This is a genomic window from Streptomyces sp. ME02-8801-2C (assembly GCF_033793965.1).
Lineage (GTDB): Bacteria > Actinomycetota > Actinomycetes > Streptomycetales > Streptomycetaceae > Streptomyces.
The window spans coordinates 43,370-64,283 of sequence record NZ_JARAXP010000017.1 but is presented as its reverse complement, the minus strand read 5'-3'; the positions used below and the strand labels follow the sequence as shown (position 1 = coordinate 64,283).

General features: G+C 69.3%; 18 protein-coding genes and 1 tRNA gene. 6 read left to right on the top strand and 13 right to left on the bottom strand.

The window, feature by feature from the left end:
- Positions 1–65: 65 nt before the first annotated feature.
- Entirely contained in the window at positions 66–905 is an 840-nt protein-coding gene (locus PV396_RS37100; protein ID WP_319212340.1) for a trans-aconitate 2-methyltransferase, read from the top strand.
- A complete protein-coding gene (locus tag PV396_RS37095) occupies positions 902–1,270 on the top strand; it encodes a VOC family protein (protein ID WP_319212338.1) in 369 nt (122 codons plus the stop codon). The genes PV396_RS37100 and PV396_RS37095 overlap by 4 nt, the downstream gene beginning before the upstream one ends.
- Before the next feature lie 20 nt (positions 1,271–1,290).
- On the opposite strand, the gene PV396_RS37090 is transcribed toward PV396_RS37095, so the two are convergent.
- From PV396_RS37090 to PV396_RS37080, 3 genes are read right to left on the bottom strand one after another with little or no spacing between them, the layout of a single operon-like run.
- Positions 1,291–1,509, bottom strand: a complete 219-nt coding sequence (locus PV396_RS37090; protein ID WP_319212336.1) for a type II toxin-antitoxin system prevent-host-death family antitoxin — start codon at positions 1,507–1,509, stop codon at positions 1,291–1,293.
- A gap of 56 nt (positions 1,510–1,565) precedes the next feature.
- Positions 1,566–2,243 carry a TetR/AcrR family transcriptional regulator gene (locus tag PV396_RS37085; RefSeq protein WP_319212334.1) on the bottom strand — a complete coding sequence of 226 codons (678 nt, stop codon included), beginning with the start codon at positions 2,241–2,243 and terminating at the stop codon, positions 1,566–1,568.
- Positions 2,240–3,253: an acyl-CoA desaturase gene (locus tag PV396_RS37080; RefSeq protein ID WP_319212332.1), complete on the bottom strand. Its 1,014-nt coding sequence runs from the start codon at positions 3,251–3,253 to the stop codon at positions 2,240–2,242. Before PV396_RS37080 ends, PV396_RS37085 begins: the two co-directional genes overlap by 4 nt.
- A 326-nt stretch (positions 3,254–3,579) precedes the next feature.
- Between PV396_RS37080 and ppc the strand changes: the two genes are divergently transcribed.
- Entirely contained in the window at positions 3,580–6,339 is a 2,760-nt protein-coding gene (ppc, locus tag PV396_RS37075; protein WP_319212330.1) for a phosphoenolpyruvate carboxylase, read from the top strand.
- 113 nt (positions 6,340–6,452) lie between these two features.
- Here the strand turns inward: ppc and PV396_RS37070 are convergent, their stop codons facing one another.
- From PV396_RS37070 to PV396_RS37035, 8 genes are all read right to left on the bottom strand, one after another.
- Positions 6,453–7,181, bottom strand: a complete 729-nt coding sequence (locus PV396_RS37070) for an LPXTG cell wall anchor domain-containing protein (RefSeq protein ID WP_319212328.1) — start codon at positions 7,179–7,181, stop codon at positions 6,453–6,455.
- 121 nt (positions 7,182–7,302) lie between these two features.
- A complete protein-coding gene (locus PV396_RS37065) occupies positions 7,303–7,821 on the bottom strand; it encodes a hypothetical protein (protein ID WP_319212326.1) in 519 nt (172 codons plus the stop codon).
- 92 nt (positions 7,822–7,913) lie between these two features.
- Positions 7,914–8,516 (bottom strand): aminoacyl-tRNA hydrolase, encoded by a 603-nt coding sequence (pth, locus tag PV396_RS37060; protein ID WP_319212324.1) that lies wholly within the window; start codon positions 8,514–8,516, stop codon positions 7,914–7,916.
- Positions 8,517–8,587: 71 nt separating this feature from the next.
- Entirely contained in the window at positions 8,588–9,172 is a 585-nt protein-coding gene (locus PV396_RS37055) for a 50S ribosomal protein L25/general stress protein Ctc (RefSeq protein WP_319212322.1), read from the bottom strand.
- A 249-nt stretch (positions 9,173–9,421) separates the two neighbouring features.
- Positions 9,422–10,402, bottom strand: coding sequence for a ribose-phosphate diphosphokinase (locus PV396_RS37050; protein WP_319212320.1), 981 nt, complete (start codon positions 10,400–10,402; stop codon positions 9,422–9,424).
- 119 nt (positions 10,403–10,521) lie between these two features.
- Positions 10,522–11,970, bottom strand: coding sequence for a bifunctional UDP-N-acetylglucosamine diphosphorylase/glucosamine-1-phosphate N-acetyltransferase GlmU (gene glmU / locus PV396_RS37045; protein WP_319212319.1), 1,449 nt, complete (start codon positions 11,968–11,970; stop codon positions 10,522–10,524).
- A gap of 117 nt (positions 11,971–12,087) precedes the next feature.
- Positions 12,088–12,158, bottom strand: a tRNA-Gln gene (locus PV396_RS37040).
- 6 nt (positions 12,159–12,164) lie between these two features.
- Positions 12,165–13,037 (bottom strand): hypothetical protein, encoded by an 873-nt coding sequence (locus tag PV396_RS37035; RefSeq protein ID WP_319212317.1) that lies wholly within the window; start codon positions 13,035–13,037, stop codon positions 12,165–12,167.
- 167 nt (positions 13,038–13,204) lie between these two features.
- On the opposite strand from PV396_RS37035, the gene PV396_RS37030 reads away from it, so the two are divergent.
- Positions 13,205–14,527 (top strand): sensor histidine kinase, encoded by a 1,323-nt coding sequence (locus PV396_RS37030; protein WP_319212316.1) that lies wholly within the window; start codon positions 13,205–13,207, stop codon positions 14,525–14,527.
- 92 nt (positions 14,528–14,619) lie between these two features.
- On the opposite strand, the gene PV396_RS37025 is transcribed toward PV396_RS37030, so the two are convergent.
- Positions 14,620–15,114, bottom strand: a complete 495-nt coding sequence (locus PV396_RS37025; RefSeq protein WP_319212314.1) for an SUKH-3 domain-containing protein — start codon at positions 15,112–15,114, stop codon at positions 14,620–14,622.
- A 55-nt stretch (positions 15,115–15,169) separates the two neighbouring features.
- Positions 15,170–15,793, bottom strand: a complete 624-nt coding sequence (locus tag PV396_RS37020; protein ID WP_319212313.1) for a YwqJ-related putative deaminase — start codon at positions 15,791–15,793, stop codon at positions 15,170–15,172.
- Between the two features lie 353 nt (positions 15,794–16,146).
- On the opposite strand from PV396_RS37020, the gene PV396_RS37015 reads away from it, so the two are divergent.
- Both PV396_RS37015 and PV396_RS37010 read left to right on the top strand, forming a co-directional pair.
- A complete protein-coding gene (locus PV396_RS37015) occupies positions 16,147–17,172 on the top strand; it encodes an SMI1/KNR4 family protein (RefSeq protein ID WP_319212311.1) in 1,026 nt (341 codons plus the stop codon).
- Between the two features lie 8 nt (positions 17,173–17,180).
- A complete protein-coding gene (locus tag PV396_RS37010; RefSeq protein WP_416071545.1) occupies positions 17,181–20,741 on the top strand; it encodes an SUKH-4 family immunity protein in 3,561 nt (1,186 codons plus the stop codon).
- The last annotated feature ends 173 nt before the right edge of the window (positions 20,742–20,914 follow it).

The window sequence follows — 20,914 nt, the reverse complement described above, 5'->3', positions numbered from 1 at the left end:
GATGTGAAGTCTCTTGGCGTCAAGTCTCTTGACATCGAGACAGTTGCGGCGGGAAGGTGACTGCCATGACGACCCCCACCTGGGACCCCGCCCAGTACCTCCGCCACGCCGACCACCGCGCCCGCCCCTTCACCGACCTCCTCGCCCGCATCCCCGACCTCCCCACGCGACAGCCCGAGGGGCATCCCCGCATCGCCGACCTCGGCTGCGGCCCCGGCAACGTCACCGCCGTCCTCGCCGACCGCTGGCCCACCGCACACATCACCGGCTACGACAACTCCGCGCCGATGCTGGAACAGGCGGCCCGGTACGCGGGCCCCACCGCCGGCGGCGGACGCCTCGACTTCGCCCACGCGGACGCCTCGCGGTGGACGCCCACCGAGACGTACGACCTGCTCGTCTCCAACGCCGCCCTCCACTGGGTCGAGGGCCACCTCGACGCGTTCCCGGCCTGGCTGGACACCGTCGCCCCCGGCGGGACCCTCGCCTTCCAGGTGCCGAACAACCTTGACGCGCCCCTGCACGCCCTGATGCGCGAACTGGGCACCGGCGCCCGCTGGAAAAGCCGCCTCGGCGAGGTACTGCGCCACGAGGACTCCGTCCACGCACCCCACGTCTACCTCGACCGGCTCGCCCGCCTCGGCTGCGAGACGGACGTGTGGGAGACGACGTACCTCCATGTCCTGCAGGGGGAGGACCCGGTGCTCGACTGGGTCAAGGGGACCGGCCTGCGACCCGTGCTCACCGCCCTGGCGGACGACCCGGAGGCCCGCGACGCGTTCGTCACCGAGTACCGCGAACTGCTGCGCGCCGCGTATCCGATGGAGCCGTACGGCACCGTGCTGCCCTTCCAGCGGCTGTTTGCCGTGGCGCGCAAGAGCGGGGGACGGCGGGCCGAGCGGTGATCGCCGCCATCGACCATGTGCAGCTTGCCGCGCCGCCAGGCGCGGAGGACGACTTGCGCGCGTTCTACGCCGGCATCCTCGGGATGACCGAGATTCCGAAGCCGCCGCTGCTCGCCGCACGGGGCGGCTGCTGGTTCCGGGCGGGGAGCGTACAGCTCCACCTGGGCGTGGAGCCCGACTTCCGGGCCGCCCGGAAGGCACACCCCGGCCTGCGGGTCACGGACATCGAGGCGTACGCGGCCCGGCTGGAGGCCCGCGGGGCGCGGCTGACCTGGGACGACGACCTGCCGGGCCACCTGCGCTTCTATGCCCAGGACCCGGTGGGCAACCGATTGGAGTTCCTGGAGCCGGCGCCTACGGGGTGAAGCCGCGCGTCCGCCTGACCTCAGCGCGTGGGACAACCCGGCCCGAGGGTGCCCTCGGCCTTGCGGCGCCGGCGGTCGGCGACGGCCAGGGAGTCTTCGAGGCCGGCGACGACCAGCGGAGAGACCAGCAGCGCGGTCACCCCCTCGTCGTCGGCGAGGGCGATCGTCTCGCCGTCCGCCGCGCGGCGGACGAACTCGTCGAGCTGGGAACCGGCCTGGCCGATCGCGATCTCAGTCATGCGCCCACGGTGCACAGCCCGGCCTCGCGGTCAGCCGAAGCGCTCCGCAGTCACCCTCAAGCCTTCCGGCGCCCGATCAGGCGAGGCTTCGCCTCCAGGCCGTCCAGGCCGTGCCAGGCCAGGTTCACCAGGTGCGCCGCCACCTCCGCCTTCTTCGGGCGCCGCACGTCCAGCCACCACTGGCCGGTCAGCGCGACCATGCCGACCAGAGCCTGGGCGTACAGCGGGGCCAGCTTGGGGTCGAAGCCCCGGCGCTTGAACTCGCGGCCCAGGATGTCCTCCACCTGCGTGGCGATGTCCGAGATCAGCGACGCGAAGGAACCCGTCGACTGCGGGATCGGGGAGTCGCGGACCAGGATGCGGAAGCCGTCCGTGTACTCCTCGATGTAGTCGAGGAGCGCGAACGCGGCCTGCTCGCACAATTCACGGGGATGGCCCGCGGTCAACGAGCTCGTCACCATGTCCAGCAGGCGCCGCATCTCACGGTCCACGACCACCGCGTACAGGCCCTCCTTGCCGCCGAAGTGCTCGTAGACCACCGGCTTGGAGACGCCGGCCCTGGCCGCGATCTCCTCCACCGACGTGGCCTCGAACCCCTTCGAGGCGAACAGCGTGCGGCCGATCTCCAGCAACTGGGCCCGGCGCTCGGCACCCGTCATCCGGGTGCGGCGAGGACGCCGCGGTTTCTCATTGCTCTCGGTGCTGCTGGAGTCGGTCGCCACGCCGTCAATCATGCCGCCTTCGCCGGTTCCTTCCGGCGCCGAGAGCCGTCCTGGTCCGTGTTCCGCCGCGAATCGATACGCGAGCGTGACGGCCAGCGCACGTCATAGGCCCATCCGAGCTTCTCGAACCAGCGGATCAGCCGCGCCGAGGAGTCGACCTGCCCGCGCATCACACCGTGCCGCGCCGACGTCGGGTCGGCATGGTGCAGGTTGTGCCAGGACTCGCCGCAGGACAGGACGGCCAGCCACCACACGTTCCCCGACCGGTCCCGTGACTTGAACGGGCGCTTGCCCACCGCGTGGCAGATCGAGTTGATCGACCAGGTGACGTGATGCAGCAGGCAGACGCGGACCAGCGAACCCCAGAAGAAGCCCGTGAACGCGCCCCACCAGGACATCGTCACCAGACCGCCGATCAGCGCGGGCAGCGCCAGCGACAGCATCGCCCAGAAGATGAACTGACGGGAGATCGCCCGAATGGTCGGGTCCTTGATCAGATCAGGCGCGTACTTGTCCTGCGGAGTCTGCTCCTCGTCGAACATCCACTCGATGTGCGCCCACCACAGGCCCCGCAGCAACGCCGGAACCGTCTCCCCGAACCGCCACGGCGAATGCGGATCACCCTCCGCGTCCGAGAACTTGTGATGCTTGCGATGATCCGCCACCCAACGCACCAGCGGACCCTCCACCGCCATCGAACCCGCGATCGCGAGCGCGATCCGCAAAGGCCGCTTCGCCTTGAAGGCGCCATGCGTGAAGTACCGGTGGAAACCGATCGTGATGCCGTGACAGCCCAGGTAGTAGAAGAAGACGAGCAGGCCGAGGTCCAGCCAGCTCACCCCCCACCCCCACGCCAGCGGCACCGCCGCCAGCACCGCGAGGAACGGGACGATGATGAAGAGGAGAAGCGTGATCTGTTCGAGTGAACGCTTCTGTTCGCCACCCAGCGTGGCCGAGGGCAGTGAGGAGTCGTCGGGCGTCTTCCCAGCGTCTTCGAGCGCGTCGGAAGGTGAGGTGGTCATACGCGTCCCCTGGGGGGTGGTGGGTCCAGTCAGATACCGGGGTACGGAATCCGAGGGCGCCCTCGGATCCTCAGGCTCCCTACGGTTGCGTAACCTACGGCGTCGTAAGTATGTCAGCGCGTCGCCCGGCGGCAAGAGCCCGAAATTCTGCGCGTCCCCCTCGACACCTATCCTTGAGTCGGTCGGACAGCGCGGTCCGCTCTCTTTTCTTCCCGGATGCCCCGCCCCCAAGCCTCCCCGAGGCGGCCCCGGCGCGGCTCCCGGGCCGTCCGGACGCCGTCCGGGTACCCTCCCGCCCAGCCTCCACACTGCAAGGAGCCGCACCTGTGAGCAGTGCCGACGACCATGGCCAGGCCACCACGACCACCAGCAGCGAACTGCGCGCCGACATCCGGCGCCTCGGCGACCTGCTCGGCGAGACCCTCGTCCGCCAAGAAGGCCCTGAGCTGCTGGAACTCGTGGAGAAGGTCCGCCGTCTGACCCGCGAGGACGGCGAGGCCGCCGCCGAACTCCTGCGCGGCACCGAACTGGAGACCGCCGCCAAGCTCGTCCGCGCCTTCTCCACCTACTTCCACCTCGCGAACGTCACCGAACAGGTCCACCGAGGCCGCGAACTGCGCGCCCGACGCGCCGCCGAAGGCGGCCTCCTCGCCCGCACCGCCGACCGCCTCAAGGACGCAGACCCCGACCACCTGCGCGCCACGGTCAAGAACCTCAACGTTCGCCCCGTCTTCACCGCCCACCCCACCGAAGCCGCCCGACGCTCCGTCCTCAACAAGCTGCGCCGCATCGCCGCCCTGCTCGAGACCCCCGTCATCGAGGCCGACCGACGCCGCTACGACACCCGTCTGGCCGAGAACATCGACCTCGTATGGCAGACCGACGAACTGCGCGTCGTACGCCCCGAACCCGCCGACGAAGCCCGCAACGCCATCTACTACCTCGACGAACTGCACGCCGGAGCCGTCGGCGACGTACTCGAGGACCTCACCGCCGAACTCCAGCGCGTCGGCGTCACACTCCCCGACGCCACCCGCCCCCTCACCTTCGGCACCTGGATCGGCGGCGACCGCGACGGCAACCCCAACGTCACCCCCCAGGTCACCTGGGACGTCCTCATCCTCCAGCACGAACACGGCATCAACGACGCCCTCGAGCTGATCGACGAACTGCGCGGCTTCCTCTCCAACTCCATCCGCTACACCGGCGCCACCGAGGAACTCCTCGAATCCCTGCGCCTCGACCTGGAGCAACTGCCCGAGATCAGCCCCCGCTACAAGCGGCTCAACGCCGAGGAGCCCTACCGGCTCAAGGCCACCTGCATCCGGCAGAAACTGGAGAACACCAAGCAGCGCCTGGCCAAGGGCACCCCGCACGAGGACGGCCGCGACTACCTCGGCACCAGCGAACTGCTCAGCGACCTCACCCTCATCCAGACCTCCCTGCGCGAGCACCGCGGCGGCCTCTTCGCCGACGGCCGGATGAACCGCACCATCCGCACCCTGTCCGCCTTCGGCCTCCAGCTCGCCACCATGGACGTCCGCGAACACGCCGACGCCCACCACCACGCCCTCGGCCAGCTCTTCGACCGCCTCGGCGAGGAATCCTGGCGGTACGTCGACATGCCCCGCGAGTACCGGGCCAAGCTCCTCGCCAAGGAACTGCGCTCCCGCCGGCCCCTCGCACCCACCCCCGCGCCCGTGGATGCCGCCGGCGAGAAGACCCTCGGCGTCTTCCAGACCGTGAAGCGAGCCCTGGAGGTCTTCGGACCCGAGGTCATCGAGTCCTACATCATCTCCATGTGCCAGGGCGCCGACGACGTCTTCGCCGCCGCCGTCCTGGCCCGCGAGGCCGGACTCATCGACCTGCACGGCGGCTGGGCCAAGATCGGCATCGTGCCCCTCCTGGAGACCACCGACGAGCTCAAGGCCGCCGACACCATCCTCGAGGACATGCTCTCCGACCCGTCCTACCGGCGCCTCGTCGCGCTGCGCGGCGACGTCCAGGAAGTCATGCTCGGCTACTCCGACTCCTCCAAGTTCGGCGGCATCACCACCAGCCAGTGGGAGATCCACCGGGCGCAGCGACGGCTGCGCGACGTCGCCCACCGGTACGGGGTGCGGCTGCGCCTCTTCCACGGCCGCGGCGGCACCGTCGGCCGAGGCGGCGGCCCCTCCCACGACGCGATCCTCGCCCAGCCCTGGGGCACCCTGGAGGGCGAGATCAAGGTCACCGAACAGGGCGAGGTCATCTCCGACAAGTACCTCGTGCCCTCACTGGCCCGGGAAAACCTGGAACTGACCGTCGCGGCCACCCTCCAGGCGTCCGCCCTGCACACGGCTCCCCGCCAGTCCGACGAGGCACTGGCCCGCTGGGACGCCGCGATGGACATCGTCTCGGACGCCGCCCACGCGGCCTACCGCCGGCTCGTCGAGGACCCGGACCTGCCGACGTACTTCCTCGCCTCGACCCCGGTGGACCAGCTCGCCGACCTGCACCTCGGCTCACGGCCCTCCCGCCGCCCCGGCTCGGGCGTCTCCCTCGACGGACTGCGCGCCATCCCGTGGGTGTTCGGCTGGACCCAGTCCCGCCAGATCGTCCCCGGCTGGTTCGGCGTCGGCTCCGGCCTCAAGGCACTGCGCGAGGCGGGCCTCACCGCAACATTGGGAGGAGAGGGCGTCCTCGACGAGATGCACGAACAGTGGCACTTCTTCCGCAACTTCATCTCCAACGTCGAGATGACCCTCGCGAAGACCGACCTGCGCATCGCCCGCCACTACGTCGAGACCCTCGTCCCCGCCGAACTCCAGCACGTCTTCGCCGACATCGAGGCCGAGCACGAACTCACCGTCCGCGAGGTCCTGAAGATCACCGGCGAGGACGAACTCCTCGACGCCACCCCGGTCCTCAAGCAGACCTTCTCCATCCGCGACGCCTACCTGGACCCCATCTCCTACCTCCAGGTCACCCTCCTCAAGCGCCAGCGCGAGGCCGCCGCAGCAGGCGCCGAACCCGACCCGCTCCTCGCCCGCGCCCTCCTCCTCACCGTCAACGGAGTAGCGGCAGGCCTGCGCAACACCGGCTGACCGACACCACACCCGGACACGACGATGCCCCCGGCCCGCCTGCGCGGACCGGGGGCATCGCCATAAAGGGCGCATCGCCACACCGTGCGAAGCCCTACGAAGCCGTACGTACGTCAGTTACCGGCGGCCTTCCGGCGCCGCAGCACCAGATAGGCTCCGGCCCCGACCAGGGCGAGCGCGGCGGCCGACAGCAGACCGGCCGGGGCACTGCTGCCGGTCTCCGCGAGATCACCCGCGCCACCCTGCCCCGACGGTGACGCCGACGCCGACGGGTCCACCGCCGGGCCGGAACCCTCCTCGGACGAACTCGGCGACGGTGTCACCCCCTCCGTGTCCGTCGGCGAAGCGGAGGACGAGACGGTCGAGGAGGGCGACGGGGACGGCGACGTGCCGCCACCCCCGGTGCCCTCGGAAGGCGTGGGCGACGCGGAGTCCTCGCAGTCCGTCCAGAACACCTTGTGCTTCGCGGCGCCGTTCTCGCCCTCGAACTTCCAGAACAGCTTGTAGTGCCCGTCCGGCAGCGACAGGTCCTCCGTACGACCATGACCCTGGTCGTCCAGGGTGATCTCGCCGGACTTCACCGTCCCGCCCTCGGTCGGGGCCCACGCCTCGATGTGCCAGTCGACCTCCTGGACCGAGTCGAAATCGAAGGCATCGAGATAGAAGGTGCAGACGTGGGGCTCGTTCTGGTGCAGCTCCTCGCCGGTGGTGGCGTCATGGATCTTGACGGTGCCGTTGTCGCCATGAGGCGTGGCGAGGGAGAGAGCGTGGGCGGCCGGACCAAGGAACAGCATGGCCGAAACACCGGCGGTCAACGCGCCGGCGCGGATGAGGGTACGCATGGGCATCCATCTTCGGGAATCGAGCGGGAAGATGTGGAGGGGGCGGCTCAGCTTCCAGTTCCGACTGACCTGCGGTCAATCACAAACAGGCAACGCACCGATTCTTCACAGCGAAAACGGCTCAAAGCGCCACAAAAGCCGCCGTCAACAGTGCGATTCCCGAACCCGCCATCGCCCACCCCACCCGCGTCAACCCCAACCCACCCGCCACCACCACCGACGCGAGCAACAACCCCCCACCCAACGGAACCCACGCGTACAACATCCCCGCCGGCCCCGAACGCACCACATCACTCGTACCCGGCTTCACCACAACCGTGTACGTCCGGCCCTCCCGCGCCCCCACCGACGCGTCCAGAACCACCCGCTCCCGCGCCCTCGACCCCACCGACACCGGCCGATACGGACCCGTACACGCATCGTCGTCACACGACGCCACCGTCATCGTGCCCTGCTCACGCCCCTTGCTGAGCACCACGTGCTGCGCCGTCCCCCACGACGCCCACACACCCGCGATCAGAATCAGCACGGCGACCGCACCCATCACCACAAACCGACCCCACCGCCCAAGACGCCCCAGCCGCGGCGCGACAGACGCGGACTTACGACGATGGGCAGTGGCCGGCATGGCCGGGATCATTGGCCATGGTCCTGCGATCGGTCAACTCCTGCCCGACAAAGTCAGCAGTTGTACCCACGTATCTCCCGCACAACCCCCGTCACTCTCCGTACTCACGAGTTGTACGCGCCCTGCGCCCGCTCCAACCCCTCCGTCACCAGACACTCCACCGCGTCCGCCGCCCGGTCCACAAAGAAGTCCAACTCCTTGCGCTCCACCGACGAGAAGTCCTTCAGCACGAAATCCGCCACCTGCATACGACCCGGAGGACGCCCGATACCGAACCGCACCCGGTGATAATCCGCACCCATCGCCTTCGTCATCGACTTCAGACCGTTGTGACCGTTGTCACCGCCACCCAGCTTCAGCCGCAACACCCCGTAATCGATGTCCAGCTCGTCATGCACCGCCACCACACGATCCAGCGGCACCTTGTAGAACTCACGCAACGCGTTCACCGGCCCACCCGACAGATTCATGAACGACATCGGCTTCGCCAGAATCACCCGCCGGTTCGCCGGACCCACCGGCCCCACACGCCCCTCGACCACCTGCGCCTGAGCCTTGCCCGCCCGCTTGAACTTCCCGCCGATCCGCGCCGCCAACAGATCGGCCACCATGAACCCCACGTTGTGCCGGTTCATCGCGTACTCCGGCCCGGGATTGCCGAGCCCCACGATCAGCCAGGGGGCACCCGCGTCGGTCGTCACGTCCATCTCTCCTTAGATACGCGACAGCCGCCGCCCCCGGTGGGAGCGGCGGCCGCCGAACAAAGACTCCGGGGAAATCAGGCCTCGGCGCCCTCGGCCTCGGCGTCTGCCGGGGCCTCCTCCGCCTGCGCGGCGAGAACCTGGAGGACGACCGCGTCCTCGTCGATCGCCAGCGTCGTGCCCGAGGGCAGCGGGATGTCCTTGGCGAGGATGGAGGCACCGGCCTCCAGGCCCGCGATGGACACCGTGACGGACTCGGGGATGTGCGTCGCCTCAGCCTCGACGGTCAGCGTGCTCAGCACGTGCTCGAGCAGGTAGGCACCCGGCGCCAGGTCACCCTCGGTGTGGACGTAGACCTCGACGGTGACCTTCTCGCCGCGCTTCACGGTCAGCAGGTCGACGTGCTCGAGGAAACCCTTCAGCGGGTCACGCTGCACAGCCTTCGGGATCGCCAGCTCGGTGCGGCCCTCGATGTCCAGGGTCAGCAGAACGTTCGGCGTACGCAGGGCGAGCTGGAGCTCGTGACCCGGAAGCGTGATGTGAACGGGGTCGGCACCGTGGCCGTAGACAACCGCGGGAACCTTGCCCTCGCGGCGCGCGCGACGGGCCGCACCCTTGCCGAACTCGTTGCGGGTCTCGGCGGTGAGCTTTACGTCGGACATGCTGTGCACTCCTCGTACAGGTGAGAGACGGACAGGTCACCCGGCCACGAACGGCCTGCTACGAAGAGCGCGTCGATAACGGACAACCACCCCGTGATGACACGGGTGCGGCCTCCCTCGCCGAGCAACTCAGACAGAGTACTCGGCGCGAGAGGCCGCAGAAAAATCGATCATGCAGAAGCGATCCAGCTGAGCCCGCAGATCTCATCACGCGAGACCCGATCCGCAGGACGAGAAAGCGGACGAACCTCAGTGCTCGTCGAACAAGCTCGTCACCGAACCGTCCTCGAACACCTCACGCACCGCACTCGCGATCGTCGGCGCGATCGACAACACCTTGATCTTGTCCAGATCAGCACTCAGCTCACCCGGCGTCGGCAACGTGTTCGTGAACACGAACTCACTCACCCGCGAGTTCTTCAACCGATCAGCAGCCGGACCCGACAACACACCATGCGTCGCCGTCACAATGACATCCTCCGCGCCATGCGCGAACAACGCGTCCGCCGCCGCCACGATCGTCCCACCCGTATCGATCATGTCGTCCACCAGCACACACACACGACCCTTGACCTCACCCACGACCTCGTGGACAGTCACCTGGTTCGCCACATCCTTGTCACGCCGCTTGTGCACGATCGCCAACGGCGCACCCAACCGGTCACACCAACGGTCCGCCACCCGCACACGACCCGCGTCCGGCGACACCACCGTCAACTTGCCCTTGTCCACCTTCGCGCCCACATAGTCCGCGAGCAGCGGGAGCGCGAAAAGGTGATCGACCGGACCGTCGAAGAAGCCCTGGATCTGGTCCGTGTGCAGATCCACGGTCAGGATCCGGTCCGCACCCGCCGTCTTCATCAGATCAGCCACCAGACGCGCCGAAATCGGTTCACGCCCACGATGCTTCTTGTCCTGCCGCGCATAACCGTAGAACGGCACGATCACCGTGATCGAACGAGCCGACGCCCGCTTCAACGCGTCAATCATGATCAACTGCTCCATGATCCACTGATTGATCGGAGCCGTATGGCTCTGGATCACGAAACAGTCCGCGCCACGCGCCGACTCCTCGTAACGAACGTAGATCTCACCGTTCGCGAAATCGAAGGCCTTCGTCGGGACAACCCCGACCCCCAACTGCTGGGCGACCTCCTCGGCAAGCTCGGGGTGGGCGCGGCCGGAGAAGAACATCATCTTCTTCTCCCCGGTCGTCTTGGTCCCGGTCACAGCACTGTCTCCTCAGAGGTGGTGTCTCAGCCGTGATCAGCCCTGACAGGCCTGCTCAGCTGGGGGTGTGCGGGTGTGCACCTATCACGGTAGCCCGAGTCCGACCTACCCGTTTCCGGTCAGCTTCCCTCGCCCTGCTCCCGAGAAGCCGCCTCAGCCGCCTTCGCCGACGCGCTCCCCGGCCGCTTACGAGCCACCCAACCCTCGATATTCCGCTGCTGGCCTCGGGCCACAGCCAACGAACCGGGCGGCACATCCTTCGTAATCACAGAGCCGGCCGCGGTATACGCACCATCCCCGACCGTGACAGGCGCCACAAACATGTTGTCCGAACCCGTCTTGCAGTGCGACCCGACAACGGTGTGATGCTTGTCCTGCCCGTCATAATTCACAAACACACTAGCCGCACCGATGTTCGTGAACTCACCGATCGTCGCATCCCCCACATACGACAAATGCGGCACCTTCGTACCATCACCGATCGACGTGTTCTTCGTCTCCACGTACGTACCGATCTTGGACTTCACCCCGAGGCGGGTTCCGGGGCGCAAATAGGCGTACGGCCCCACCGTCGCCTGCGCCCCCACCACGGCGCCGTCCGCGACCGTGTTGTCCACCCGCGCCCCCGCACCCACCCGAGTGTCCTTCAACCGCGAATTGGGCCCCACCTCGGAACCCTCCCCGAGATGCGTGGACCCCTGGAGCAGTGTGTTCGGATGGACGATCGAGTCCTGCTCGAAGGTGACCGTCACATCGACCCACGTACTGGCCGGGTCGATCACACTCACCCCGGCGAGCATGGCCTCGGTCAACAGTCGCTCGTTGAGGATCCGACGCGCCTCAGCCAACTGCACCCGGTTGTTGATCCCCGCGATCTCCCGATGATCGGCCGCCACACAAGCCCCGACCCGGTGCCCCGCCTCACGCAGAATCCCGAGCACGTCCGTCAGGTACTCCTCACCCTGACTGTTGTCCGTCCGCACCTTCCCCAACGCATCCGCCAGCAACCGCCCGTCGAACGCGAAAACACCCGAGTTGATCTCACGAATCGCCCGCTGAGCCTCGCTGGCGTCCTTGTGCTCGACAATCGCCGTCACGGCACCCGACCCGCCGTCCCGCACGATCCGCCCGTACCCGGTCGCGTCCGGCACCTCCGCCGTCAACACGGTCACCGCGTTGCCGTCAGCGGAGTGCGCGCCGGCGAGCGCACGCAGGGTCGCCCCGGTGAGAAGGGGGGTGTCGCCACAGACGACCACCACCGTCCCGTCCACGGCCCCACCAAGCTCCTCCAGCCCCATCCGTACGGCATGACCCGTGCCGTTCTGCTGCGCCTGGAAGGCGGTACGGATCTCGGGGTCGGTCTCCGTCAGATGTGCGGTGACCTGCTCACGGGCGTGACCCACGACGACGACCAGGTTCTCGGGGTCCAACTCGCGGGCGGAGGCGAGCACATGACCCACGAGGGAACGGCCACAGAGCTCGTGCAGGACCTTGGGTGTGGCCGACTTCATACGGGTGCCCTCACCCGCTGCGAGTACGACTACGGCGGCGGGGCGATTGGCGCTCACGGGTGGTGCCCTTCGGCTGCGGAGGGGGTGGGGTGGACATCCGCAGGATACCGGGGCGTTTCGTGGGGGGCATGAGAGTGGGCCCTGACTGTGTTGTCAGGGCCCACACTGGCTGGGCTCCCGGGGAAGGATTCGAACCTCCATAAGCGACACCAAAAGACGCTGTCCTGCCCTTAGACGACCCGGGATCGCCCTTATGTCCGGTTCGGTAGATCACCCGGAGGGACGGCTCCTACTATGCCGTACCAGGCCCCTTCCACGCGACGGTATAGCTCTGCGCTCTGCCGGACATAGATCATGAGGCAGCCGCGGTAGAGGTCGCCGGTGTTCTTGCGAACGGTTCGGGGGTTGTGCTTCTTCAGGGTGGCCTTGCTGAACGCAGTCGCATCGATGCCTGTGATGTTGGCCCAGTACTCCTCGGCACCTCGGACGTCTGCCGTCTCGTGAATGCATACCCGAAGGGTCAGGCGCTCTCGCTCGACTTCCAGTAGGTCCAGCCAGCGCAGGAAAAGGTTGATCACATTGGGGTCGCTGTTGATGAACTGCAGGACCTCGGTGCGTCGGTGGGGCTTGTCCTTCGATCCCTCCGCCCAATACAGAGCCACCCCGGTGATGAAGAGTTCACGATCTGACAAATCGCCGATCGCGGCAGCTGCTGTCCGTTTCGTCGCCTGGCGTTCGTGGTCGCGCTGAGCATGGAGTCGGGCCAGTCCCGCGTTCATGCGTGCTCGCTGCTCCTCCGGCGTGCACTTGGGCTCAGGGTGCGGCAGATCCCGCACCCACAGTGACACCGAGCTCTTCGAACAGCCCAGCTCGGCCTTGATCTGGTTGTACGTCCAGCCTTGTTGCCGCAGTTCTCGCGCCTTCTCGCGGAGGTCGTCCTTCGCTCGTGGGCGCTTCGTCCACTCCGGGGGCGGCTCGCCCTCGACAAGGCGTTGCAGGACCTCCTTGTTGTGGACCTGGAGCTCGTCCCGGATCTGCCGGAGGCTCAGCCCGTCCCGTCGCAACGCCACCGCCTGCTCACGCAGTGCCTCGAAGTCCACGTACTTGCCACATGCATGTTCCATGGGCAAACCCTCGTGGCGGAATCACCGCTTCCGGGGTCGAACGGTGTCCGATTCAACAGTTCGAGGGATTCCGGCAGGTTTCGAATCTGTTTGATCGCGGCGTGTGGTGTAGGCCAGTCGTTGAAACTCGCCGGAAAACCGGGTGCGGCCGAACGTAGGCTGGACGCATGACCACTACGGGGGAAGAGCACACCGCGGCCTTGACCGGGCCGTGGTGGTGGACCAGGTGGCGCAGTGCGGGGCTGGATGCGGGGCTCGCGCTGGTGTCCGCCGGGGAGTGCGCGGGGGAGGGGATCCGGTTCGCGCGGGACGCGGGGATTCCGTTGCCGGTGGGGATCGTTTTCGGGCTTGTCGCCGGGTCGGTGTTGTTGTTGCGGCGGCGGTGGCCGATCGCTGTCGTGCTTGTTTCGATCGCTGTGGCGCCGGCCCAGATGGGCTATCTGATGGGCATCGTCGGGCTGTACACGCTCGCCGCTTCCGAGCTGCCTCGGCGGATCATCGGGGCGTTGGCGGGGATGGCGATGGTGGGGACACTCATCGTGACGTTCGTGCGGTCGCATCAGGGTGTCGCCGACGGTGGGCTGAAGATCGGGGACTGGCTGGTTCCGATCGTCGCGATCACGACGTCGTTGGGGGTTACGGCGCCGCCGTTGCTGCTCGGGCTGTATGTGGGGGCGCGGCGGCGGTTGATGGAGAGTTTGCGGGAGCGGGCGGACAGTCTGGAGCGGGAGCTTCAGTTGTTGGCTGAGCGTGCGGAGGAGCGGGCGGAGTGGGCGCGTAACGAGGAGCGGACGCGTATCGCTCGTGAGATGCACGATGTCGTGGCGCATCGGGTGAGTCTGATGGTGGTGCATGCGGCGGCTTTGCAGGCGGTTGCCCGGAAGGATCCTGAGAAGGCTGTGCGGAATGCGGCTTTGGTGGGGGATATGGGGCGGCAGGCGTTGACGGAGTTGCGGGAGATGCTCGGGGTGTTGCGGTCGGGGGATGGGTTGGAGCGGCGGGTGCAGGGGGTGCCGTTGGCGGCGGTGGGGGTTGCTGCGGCGGTGGCTGCGTCTCGTGTTGTTGATGGTGAGGGTGTGGGCGTGGGTGTGGGGGAGGGGCCTTGTTTGTCGGAGTTGGAGGAGTTGATCGGGCAGTCGGCGGCTGCGGGGATGGTTGTTGATCTGTCGGTGGAGGGGGATGTGCGGTTGTACGGGGCTGAGGTGGAGCAGACGGCGTATCGGGTGGTGCAGGAGGCGTTGACGAACGTGCATAAGCATGCGGCGGGGGCGAAGACGCATGTTCGGTTGGCTCATCGGGGTGATGAGGTGGCTATGCAGGTGGAGAACGAGCCGCCGCCGGAGGCTGTTTTGGGGGCTGAGGTGCGGTTTCCTTCGGGTGGGAATGGGTTGTTGGGGATGAAGGAGCGGGTTGCTGCGTTGGGGGGTGTTTTTGTGTCGGGGCCGACGGAGGCTGGGGGGTTTCGGGTGTCGGCGGTGATCCCGGCGTAGCGCTCCGCTGGGTGGGGGGTTCGTTTGTCTGCGGGCCCGGTGGGGGTTTGTCGCGCAGTTCCCCGCGCCCCTTTGAGGAACGCTTCGGGTCCTCAAGGGGCTGTTAGGCGGGTGGGTTCCATGCCTGTTACCAGGGTGGTGAGGGCGTGGTCGATGGTGGGGCCGAGGTACCAGTCGCCGGTGTGGTCGAGGGCGTAGATGTGGCCTGCTGTGTCGATGGCGAGGAGGGTCTGGGTTTCGGGTTCTTCGCCGAGGGGGCAGACCTCGGTGTCGAGGGCGCGGCCGAGGTCGGCGAGGGTGCGGGCCTGGTGGAGGCCGTAGAGGGGGTCGAAGTGGAGGGCTGTGGGGGCGACCTGGCGGCCGGGGCCGGGGGGTGTGATGTGGAGGCCGCCGAATTCGGCCCAGGCTTCGACTGCGGCGGGGAAGACGGCGTGGCGGTGGCCGGCGGGGGAGATGTGGCCGCGTAGGGCGTCGGCCCAGATTTCGGCTTGTTTTATGTCCCAGCGGCCTGGTTGCCAGCCGGCGGCGCGTAGTGCGGCGTCGACGGCTACGGGGAAGCGGGTGGTGGAGGTGCGGTCGGTGTGCATGTGCGCTTCGATCGTCGGGGGTGTGGGCCTGCCTGGGGGCGGCGGTGGGGGTGTGTCAGCGGGTGGGGGCTGACGGGTCGACTATGCGGACGCCGAAGTGGTCGCTGAGTGCTGTGCAGGAGCGGCAGGGTGGGGCGAAGCTGCCGTGGAGGGGGTCGCCGTCCTCGCGGATGCGGCGGGTGGTGAGTTTGGCTTGTTTGAGTGCTCGGCGGGCTTCGCCGTTGGTCATGGGTTTGCGGGCGGCGCGGCGGCTGCGGGCTTCGTCGGCGAGGGTGATCTGGCGGGATAGGAGGAGTGCCTCGGCGCAGCGGCCGGTGGAGCGGTCGCGTTGGGTGCTGGTGAGGGTGTCGAGGAAGTCCTGTACGAGTGGGTGCAGGGTGGGTGGTTGGTCTGTGCGGGCGGCTGTGCCGGTGAGGGTGGTGCCGCGTACGGAGAGGGCGGCGGCGACGGTGGGGAGTATGCCGTCGCGGCGGTGGCGGAGGGTGGGGGTGTGGGGGGTGTCGCTGCTGCTCCAGCCGACGCGTGGGTCGCCGCCGGGTCTGCCGGGCGGGGCGGGTGTGGCGGGTGTTCCGGAGGGCCCTGTTGTGTGGGGTGTTCCGGGTGTGGGTGTTGTTGTGGTGCCTGTTGTCGGTCGTTCTGCGGGCCTTCCCGTGTGGGGCCCTGTTTGTGTCCCGTTCATGATCGTCATCCCCTCCGGTGCCTCCCCCGTGCGTCTTCCCGGCGGACACAGAGTGCCAAATGGCGGGGCTGGTGCGGTAGCTGGGGCGCTGTGACACGCCCGGGCTTCGCCGTACCGTCACGGCAGGGTGACGGCTGGTCACGGAAGCGGGGGGTCGGTGGCTGGTGCCGGTGACCGGTGTCGGCGTACCGCATAGGCTGTCGGGCAATCGCGATCCGCAGTGCTGTTCGGGCCGCTGTCCGTACTGATGTGCTGGCAGGTGGTACGGGGGTGATGCGGCGTGACGTGATGTGACAGACGTGCGGGTCGTACTGACGTACGGGCCTTACAGAGCGCCGCAGGGGGCAACCGCCATGACGACAGGTCGGCTCGGGCAGCGAGCCGTGCCGCCGAACGCGGCCTATGCCGGGCAGGTCGTGCACTTCCCGGATCCGGTTCGGGCCACTCGGCATCCGAGAGGGGTGCGGGTCGACGAGGGCGGCTATCCCGATTTTTCGCTCTACGCGCGTGCGGTGGCGGAGATCGCCGAGCCGCCGGAGGGTTTCGGGGTCGACGAGTTGCGGTTGACGGACTACGTGTCGGCGAACGCGGCGCTGGCCGCGTCGGGGCACGAGTTGTGGGACACGGTGTCGGCGGTGGCGACTCCGCACGGCTGGACCTGGCACCACGTACCCGGCGGGCGGCGGTTGGAGCTTGTTCCGGTCGAGGTGAAGGCGTTGCTGCGGCATCACGGCGGGATCGCGACGTCGGCCGTCGACCAGCACAAGCGGGGTACGCGGCCGTTGCAGGAGACGCGGCCCGCGCATTTCGCGTTGCCGAAGTCGGCGGTGGCGGTGACCGAGCAGCAGGTGCAGGGGGTCGAGGAGGATCTCGGTTATCGGCTGCCGGGGGCGTACCGGTCGTTTTTGAAGGCGGCGGGCGGGTGTGCGCCGGTGGGTGCGGCGCTCGACGCCGAGTTGGGGCTGCTGGTGGACCAGCCGTTCTTCACGGTGCGGGACGAGGCCGCGGTCAACGACCTCGTGTACGTCAACAAGTGTCTGCGCGACCACCTGACCAAGGACTATCTGGGCGTCGGTTTCGTCCAGGGTGGTCTGCTTGCCGTGAAGGTGAAGGGTGAGCGGCCGGGTTCGGTGTGGTTCTGCGCGTACGACGACGCGCGGGACGTCGATCCGACGTGGCCGCCGGCGGACCGGGTGCAGCGGTTGCTGTTGCCGTGCGGTGACGACTTCGACGAGTTCCTGTCGCGGCTCGCGGGTAATCCGCCGGAGCTGGAGACGGTGGCGAACCTGATGGTGGACGGCGGGTTCGCGCGGGCGATTCCGGTGGGGACCGCCTCCGCGGTGTCTTCGGTGTCCGCGGTGTCTTCGGTGGGGGAGTGAACTGACCGATGGTGACTTTCGCGCAGGCGCAGGAGCGCGCCGAGGAGTGGGTCAACGGGGATGTGCCGTCGTACCAGCACCGGGAGGTGCGGGTGCGGGAGTTCGAGCTGGGGTTCGTGGTCTGGGCGGAGGACCGTGCGGAGGGTCCGCGTTCGGACGGTGGCGCGCAGCGGCTCGTTCTCGCCCGGGACAGCGGTGAGGCGACGCTGTGGCCGGCTCTGCCGGTGGGTGAGGTGATTCGCCGGTACGAGGAGGAGTACGGCCGTTCGGCGGCCGTCGAGGACGCGGTACCGGCGCCTCCGGCGCGGGTCGACCTGAACCAGACGTCGTTTCTGCTGACTCCGCCGGAGTGGTTGCAGGAGGCGGCGGACAAGCTGGGGATTGCGGACCGGCGGGCGGGTGGCTCCGACGGTGGCGAGGGTGGGCGTGCTGGTGCTGGTGCTGGTGCCGGCGCTGGTGGTGGCGGGGCCGATGCTCCTTCCGGCCCGGCTGTTGCCTCTTCCCCGTCTCCTTCGGTTTCCGTGGCGTCTTCGGCTGCGGGGGCCACGCCCTGGGCCGGGACCGACACGACCAGTGTGGACGCGGGTGAGGACCTTTCCGTACCGCTGCCGGCGACCGTGTTCGCGCCGCAGCTGAGCGAGGACGTTCCGCGTTCGAGGGACGAATCGGCGGCGGGTTCGGCGTACGGGTATCCGCAGGGGGCGGGTGGGCCCGCGTACGGGTATCCCCAGGGTGTGGCCGGTCCGCCTGGGCGGGTGCTCGCGCCCAACGCGGGTGAGATCGCCGACGCGGCGACCAGTAAGGCGCCGCCGCCGCGTGGCGCCCGGGGCACGAGCGCCCCGCCTCCGCCGGGGGCGCCGGGAACTCCGGGCGCGCGCCAGGGCGTTGCGCCGTCTTCGGCGGGGCCGACGCCTGGGGCTGGGGCTGGGGCTGGTGCTGGTGTTGGTTCTGCAGGTGGGTACGTGCCCACGCAGTTCGTGTCGGGGCTTGGGCCGGATGGGGTCGGGGGCGGGGCGGACGGGGTTGGCGGTGCCGCTCCCGGTGCGGTGAATACGCCGCCCGGCGTTCCCAACGCGCCCGGGGGCGCGTCTCCTGAGGGAGTTCATCGGGCCGAGACGATGTTCGCCGGGCCGGGTGGGCCGGGTGGGCCGGGTGGCCGCGGGGCGCCTGGTGGGCTCGGCGGCCCTGGTGCGCCCGGTGCGCCCGGTGCGCCTGGCGGGCCCGGTGGCACCGGTGGGCCTCAGCCTCCGGCGGCTCCTGGGGTTCCGGGTGCGGGTCAGGCGCCGGGTGCGCCTGGTCGGCCTGGAGTGCCCGGGGTTCCTCAGGTTCCGGGCGCGCCGAAGCCGCCTGGTGCTCCTGGTGCTCCGGGTGCCCTGCATCGGCCGGGCGTTCCCAACTCGCCCGGGGGTGACTCTCCCGACGGTGTGCACCAGGCCGAGACGATGTTCGCCGACCCCAAGCAGGGTGGCCCCGGCAATGTGCCCCGGCCGCCTGGTGCTCCGGGTGTTCCGGGTGCGCCGCAGCGTCCGGGTGCGCCCGGAGTGCCGGGTGTGTCAGGCGGGCCCGGTGTGTCGGGCGGGCCCAATGGGTCGGGTGTTCCGTTTGCTCCCGGTGCTCCCGGTGCTCCCGGTGCTCCCGGTGCTCCCGGTGCTCCCGGTGCTCCCGGTGCTCCCGGTGCTCCCGGTGCTCCCGGTGCTCCCGGTGTCCCTGGGGGCCTTGGCGACTCCGGCTCCGTGCACCGCGCAGAGACCGTGCTGTCCGGTCCCCCGGTCGGTGGCCCGGGCGTGCCTCCGCCGCCTTTGCCGCCCCCGGGTGCCCGTGTGCCCGGAGCCCCGGGTGTTCCTGGCACCCCGGGTGCGTCGGGCTTCCCTGGTGCTCCGGGCACGCCTGGTTTCCCGGGTTCTTCCGGGGCTCCGGGCGCGAGCGGTTTCCCGGGTTCTCCTGGTGCTCCGGGCGCACCCGGTATCCCCGGTTCCCCTGGGGCTCCAGGCGCAGCCGGCACCCCGGGTTCCCCAGCGGCTCCGGGCGCTGCCGGTGGCCCTGACACCCCCGGTTTCCCCGGTGCTCCCGGCGCGCAGGGCACCCCTGGTTTCCCGGGTGCTCCCGGCGCATCAGGTACCCCCGGTTTCCCTGGCGGCGGTCCCGGTCCCGCTGGCGTACCCGGAGGTCCGGGCGTTCACGGCGTTCCTGGTTCCCCGGGCACGCCCCCGAACGTCCCCCAGCCCCCCGGCGGTCGCCCGGCGCCCGGCATGCCCGCACCGGGCGGTCAGCCTGTCCCCGGTTTGGCGGCCCCCGGTGGTCCGTCGGCGCCTGGCATGGCGGCCCCCAGTGGTCGCCCGGCGCCCGGTATGGCCGTCCCCACCGGTCAGCCAACCCCCGGCATGCCCGCCCCCACCGGTCAGCCAAGCCCCGGCATGGCCGCCCCCGGCGGTCAGCCGGCCCCCGGCAGCGCTCCCCCCGGTTTCCCGGCGGCCGCCCAGTCGGTGGCCGCCCCCGGTTTCCCTCCGCCTCCCGCCCCCGGGGGTTCCGTCCCGCCGGCGCATCCCGCTCCCCCTGCCCCCCAGCCCCCGTCCTACGGTTACCCCCCGCCGGGGCAGCCCACGGTCGGGCCCGGTTATCAGGCCGTGCTTCGGTATCGGGCGCCCGACGGGTCCGAGCAGCAGGTGATCCGGCGGTCCGCGCCGGGGATGCCGCATCCGGAGTGGCAGATCTTCCATGAGCTGCGGGCGATGAACATCCCGCCGGATCAGGTTCTCGAGCTGCACACGGAGTTGGAGAGCTGTGAGCTGCCGGGGGCGTACTGCGCGCGCATGATCCGTGAGCAGTGGCCGAACGCCCGCATCACGAGCATCGCTCTCTACGGCACGGATCACGCGAGCCGTCAGCAGGGTGTGGCTCAACTCCTCGCGCATCAGGGTGAGTTGCATCAGGTCGCGGATGGGCCCGCGCGTCCGGGGCCGGTGCGTGTGCCGTTGCCGCCCGTGCAGCCCGCGCCGCCGATCCCGCCGGAGGGGATCGCGCAGGAGATGGCCGCCGCGTTCGGTCCTGGGGTGTTCCGGTTCGATCAGGCGGCGGTGTCGCGGCAGGGGGTGCCGCCGATCGTGGCGCACACCCTGGTCGTCGCGGGGCTGCCCGCCGACATGGGACCGTTCTTCTGGGCGCAGGCGCAGCCGGGGCGGCCGGTGCCGACGCTTGCCGAGCTGGCGCAGGAGCGTGGGGTCCGTCCCGCGTCGGATGCCGGGTCGTACCTCGTGATGGGCAGTGACTTCGGCAAGGCGATCTGCGTGCAGTACGGGACGGCGAACATCGTCGCGGTGCCCGTGGAGGCGGGGCCGGGCGGAGCGCCCGTAGCGCCGCAGTTCGTGAACACGGGGCTGCCGGAGTTCGCGCGCTGTCTCGCGCTGCTCGGTCGGATGTGGCGGTTGCGCTACGGCCTGAACCAGGAGCAGGCGGGCCGCTGGACCGTCGATTTCCAGGCCCAGTTGGCCTCGCTCGACCCGGCGGCGCTGGGCTCTTCGGAGAGCTGGTGGTCGGTGCTGCTGGAGCAGATGTGGGACGGGCTGCTGTAGGCGGCTGTTTCAGGGGAGGGGGCTGGTGACCGGCGCGGTCTCCGGCCCCCTTTCGCGTGCGTCTCCTCGTGTCGGGCGTGACCCGGCCCGGAGTGTCGCGTTAGGCACATTTCATCCCAATCCATCAAGATGTGCGCGAAATCATTACTTCGTACGCGGAGAGGGGTTGCAGG

Excerpts from the sequence above, each read along its gene's own strand:
- PV396_RS37080 (WP_319212332.1), bottom strand. The coding sequence starts at position 3,253 with ATGACCACCTCACCTTCCGACGCGCTCGAAGACGCTGGGAAGACGCCC.
- PV396_RS37065 (WP_319212326.1), bottom strand. The coding sequence starts at position 7,821 with ATGATCCCGGCCATGCCGGCCACTGCCCATCGTCGTAAGTCCGCGTCT.
- PV396_RS37035 (WP_319212317.1), bottom strand. The coding sequence starts at position 13,037 with ATGGAACATGCATGTGGCAAGTACGTGGACTTCGAGGCACTGCGTGAG.
- PV396_RS37020 (WP_319212313.1), bottom strand. The coding sequence starts at position 15,793 with ATGAACGGGACACAAACAGGGCCCCACACGGGAAGGCCCGCAGAACGA.
- PV396_RS37070 (WP_319212328.1), bottom strand. The coding sequence starts at position 7,181 with ATGCGTACCCTCATCCGCGCCGGCGCGTTGACCGCCGGTGTTTCGGCC.
- PV396_RS37090 (WP_319212336.1), bottom strand. The coding sequence starts at position 1,509 with ATGACTGAGATCGCGATCGGCCAGGCCGGTTCCCAGCTCGACGAGTTC.
- PV396_RS37030 (WP_319212316.1), top strand. The coding sequence starts at position 13,205 with ATGACCACTACGGGGGAAGAGCACACCGCGGCCTTGACCGGGCCGTGG.
- PV396_RS37100 (WP_319212340.1), top strand. The coding sequence starts at position 66 with ATGACGACCCCCACCTGGGACCCCGCCCAGTACCTCCGCCACGCCGAC.
- PV396_RS37025 (WP_319212314.1), bottom strand. The coding sequence starts at position 15,114 with ATGCACACCGACCGCACCTCCACCACCCGCTTCCCCGTAGCCGTCGAC.
- PV396_RS37010 (WP_416071545.1), top strand. The coding sequence starts at position 17,181 with ATGGTGACTTTCGCGCAGGCGCAGGAGCGCGCCGAGGAGTGGGTCAAC.
- PV396_RS37085 (WP_319212334.1), bottom strand. The coding sequence starts at position 2,243 with ATGATTGACGGCGTGGCGACCGACTCCAGCAGCACCGAGAGCAATGAG.
- PV396_RS37055 (WP_319212322.1), bottom strand. The coding sequence starts at position 9,172 with ATGTCCGACGTAAAGCTCACCGCCGAGACCCGCAACGAGTTCGGCAAG.
- pth (WP_319212324.1), bottom strand. The coding sequence starts at position 8,516 with ATGGACGTGACGACCGACGCGGGTGCCCCCTGGCTGATCGTGGGGCTC.
- PV396_RS37015 (WP_319212311.1), top strand. The coding sequence starts at position 16,147 with ATGACGACAGGTCGGCTCGGGCAGCGAGCCGTGCCGCCGAACGCGGCC.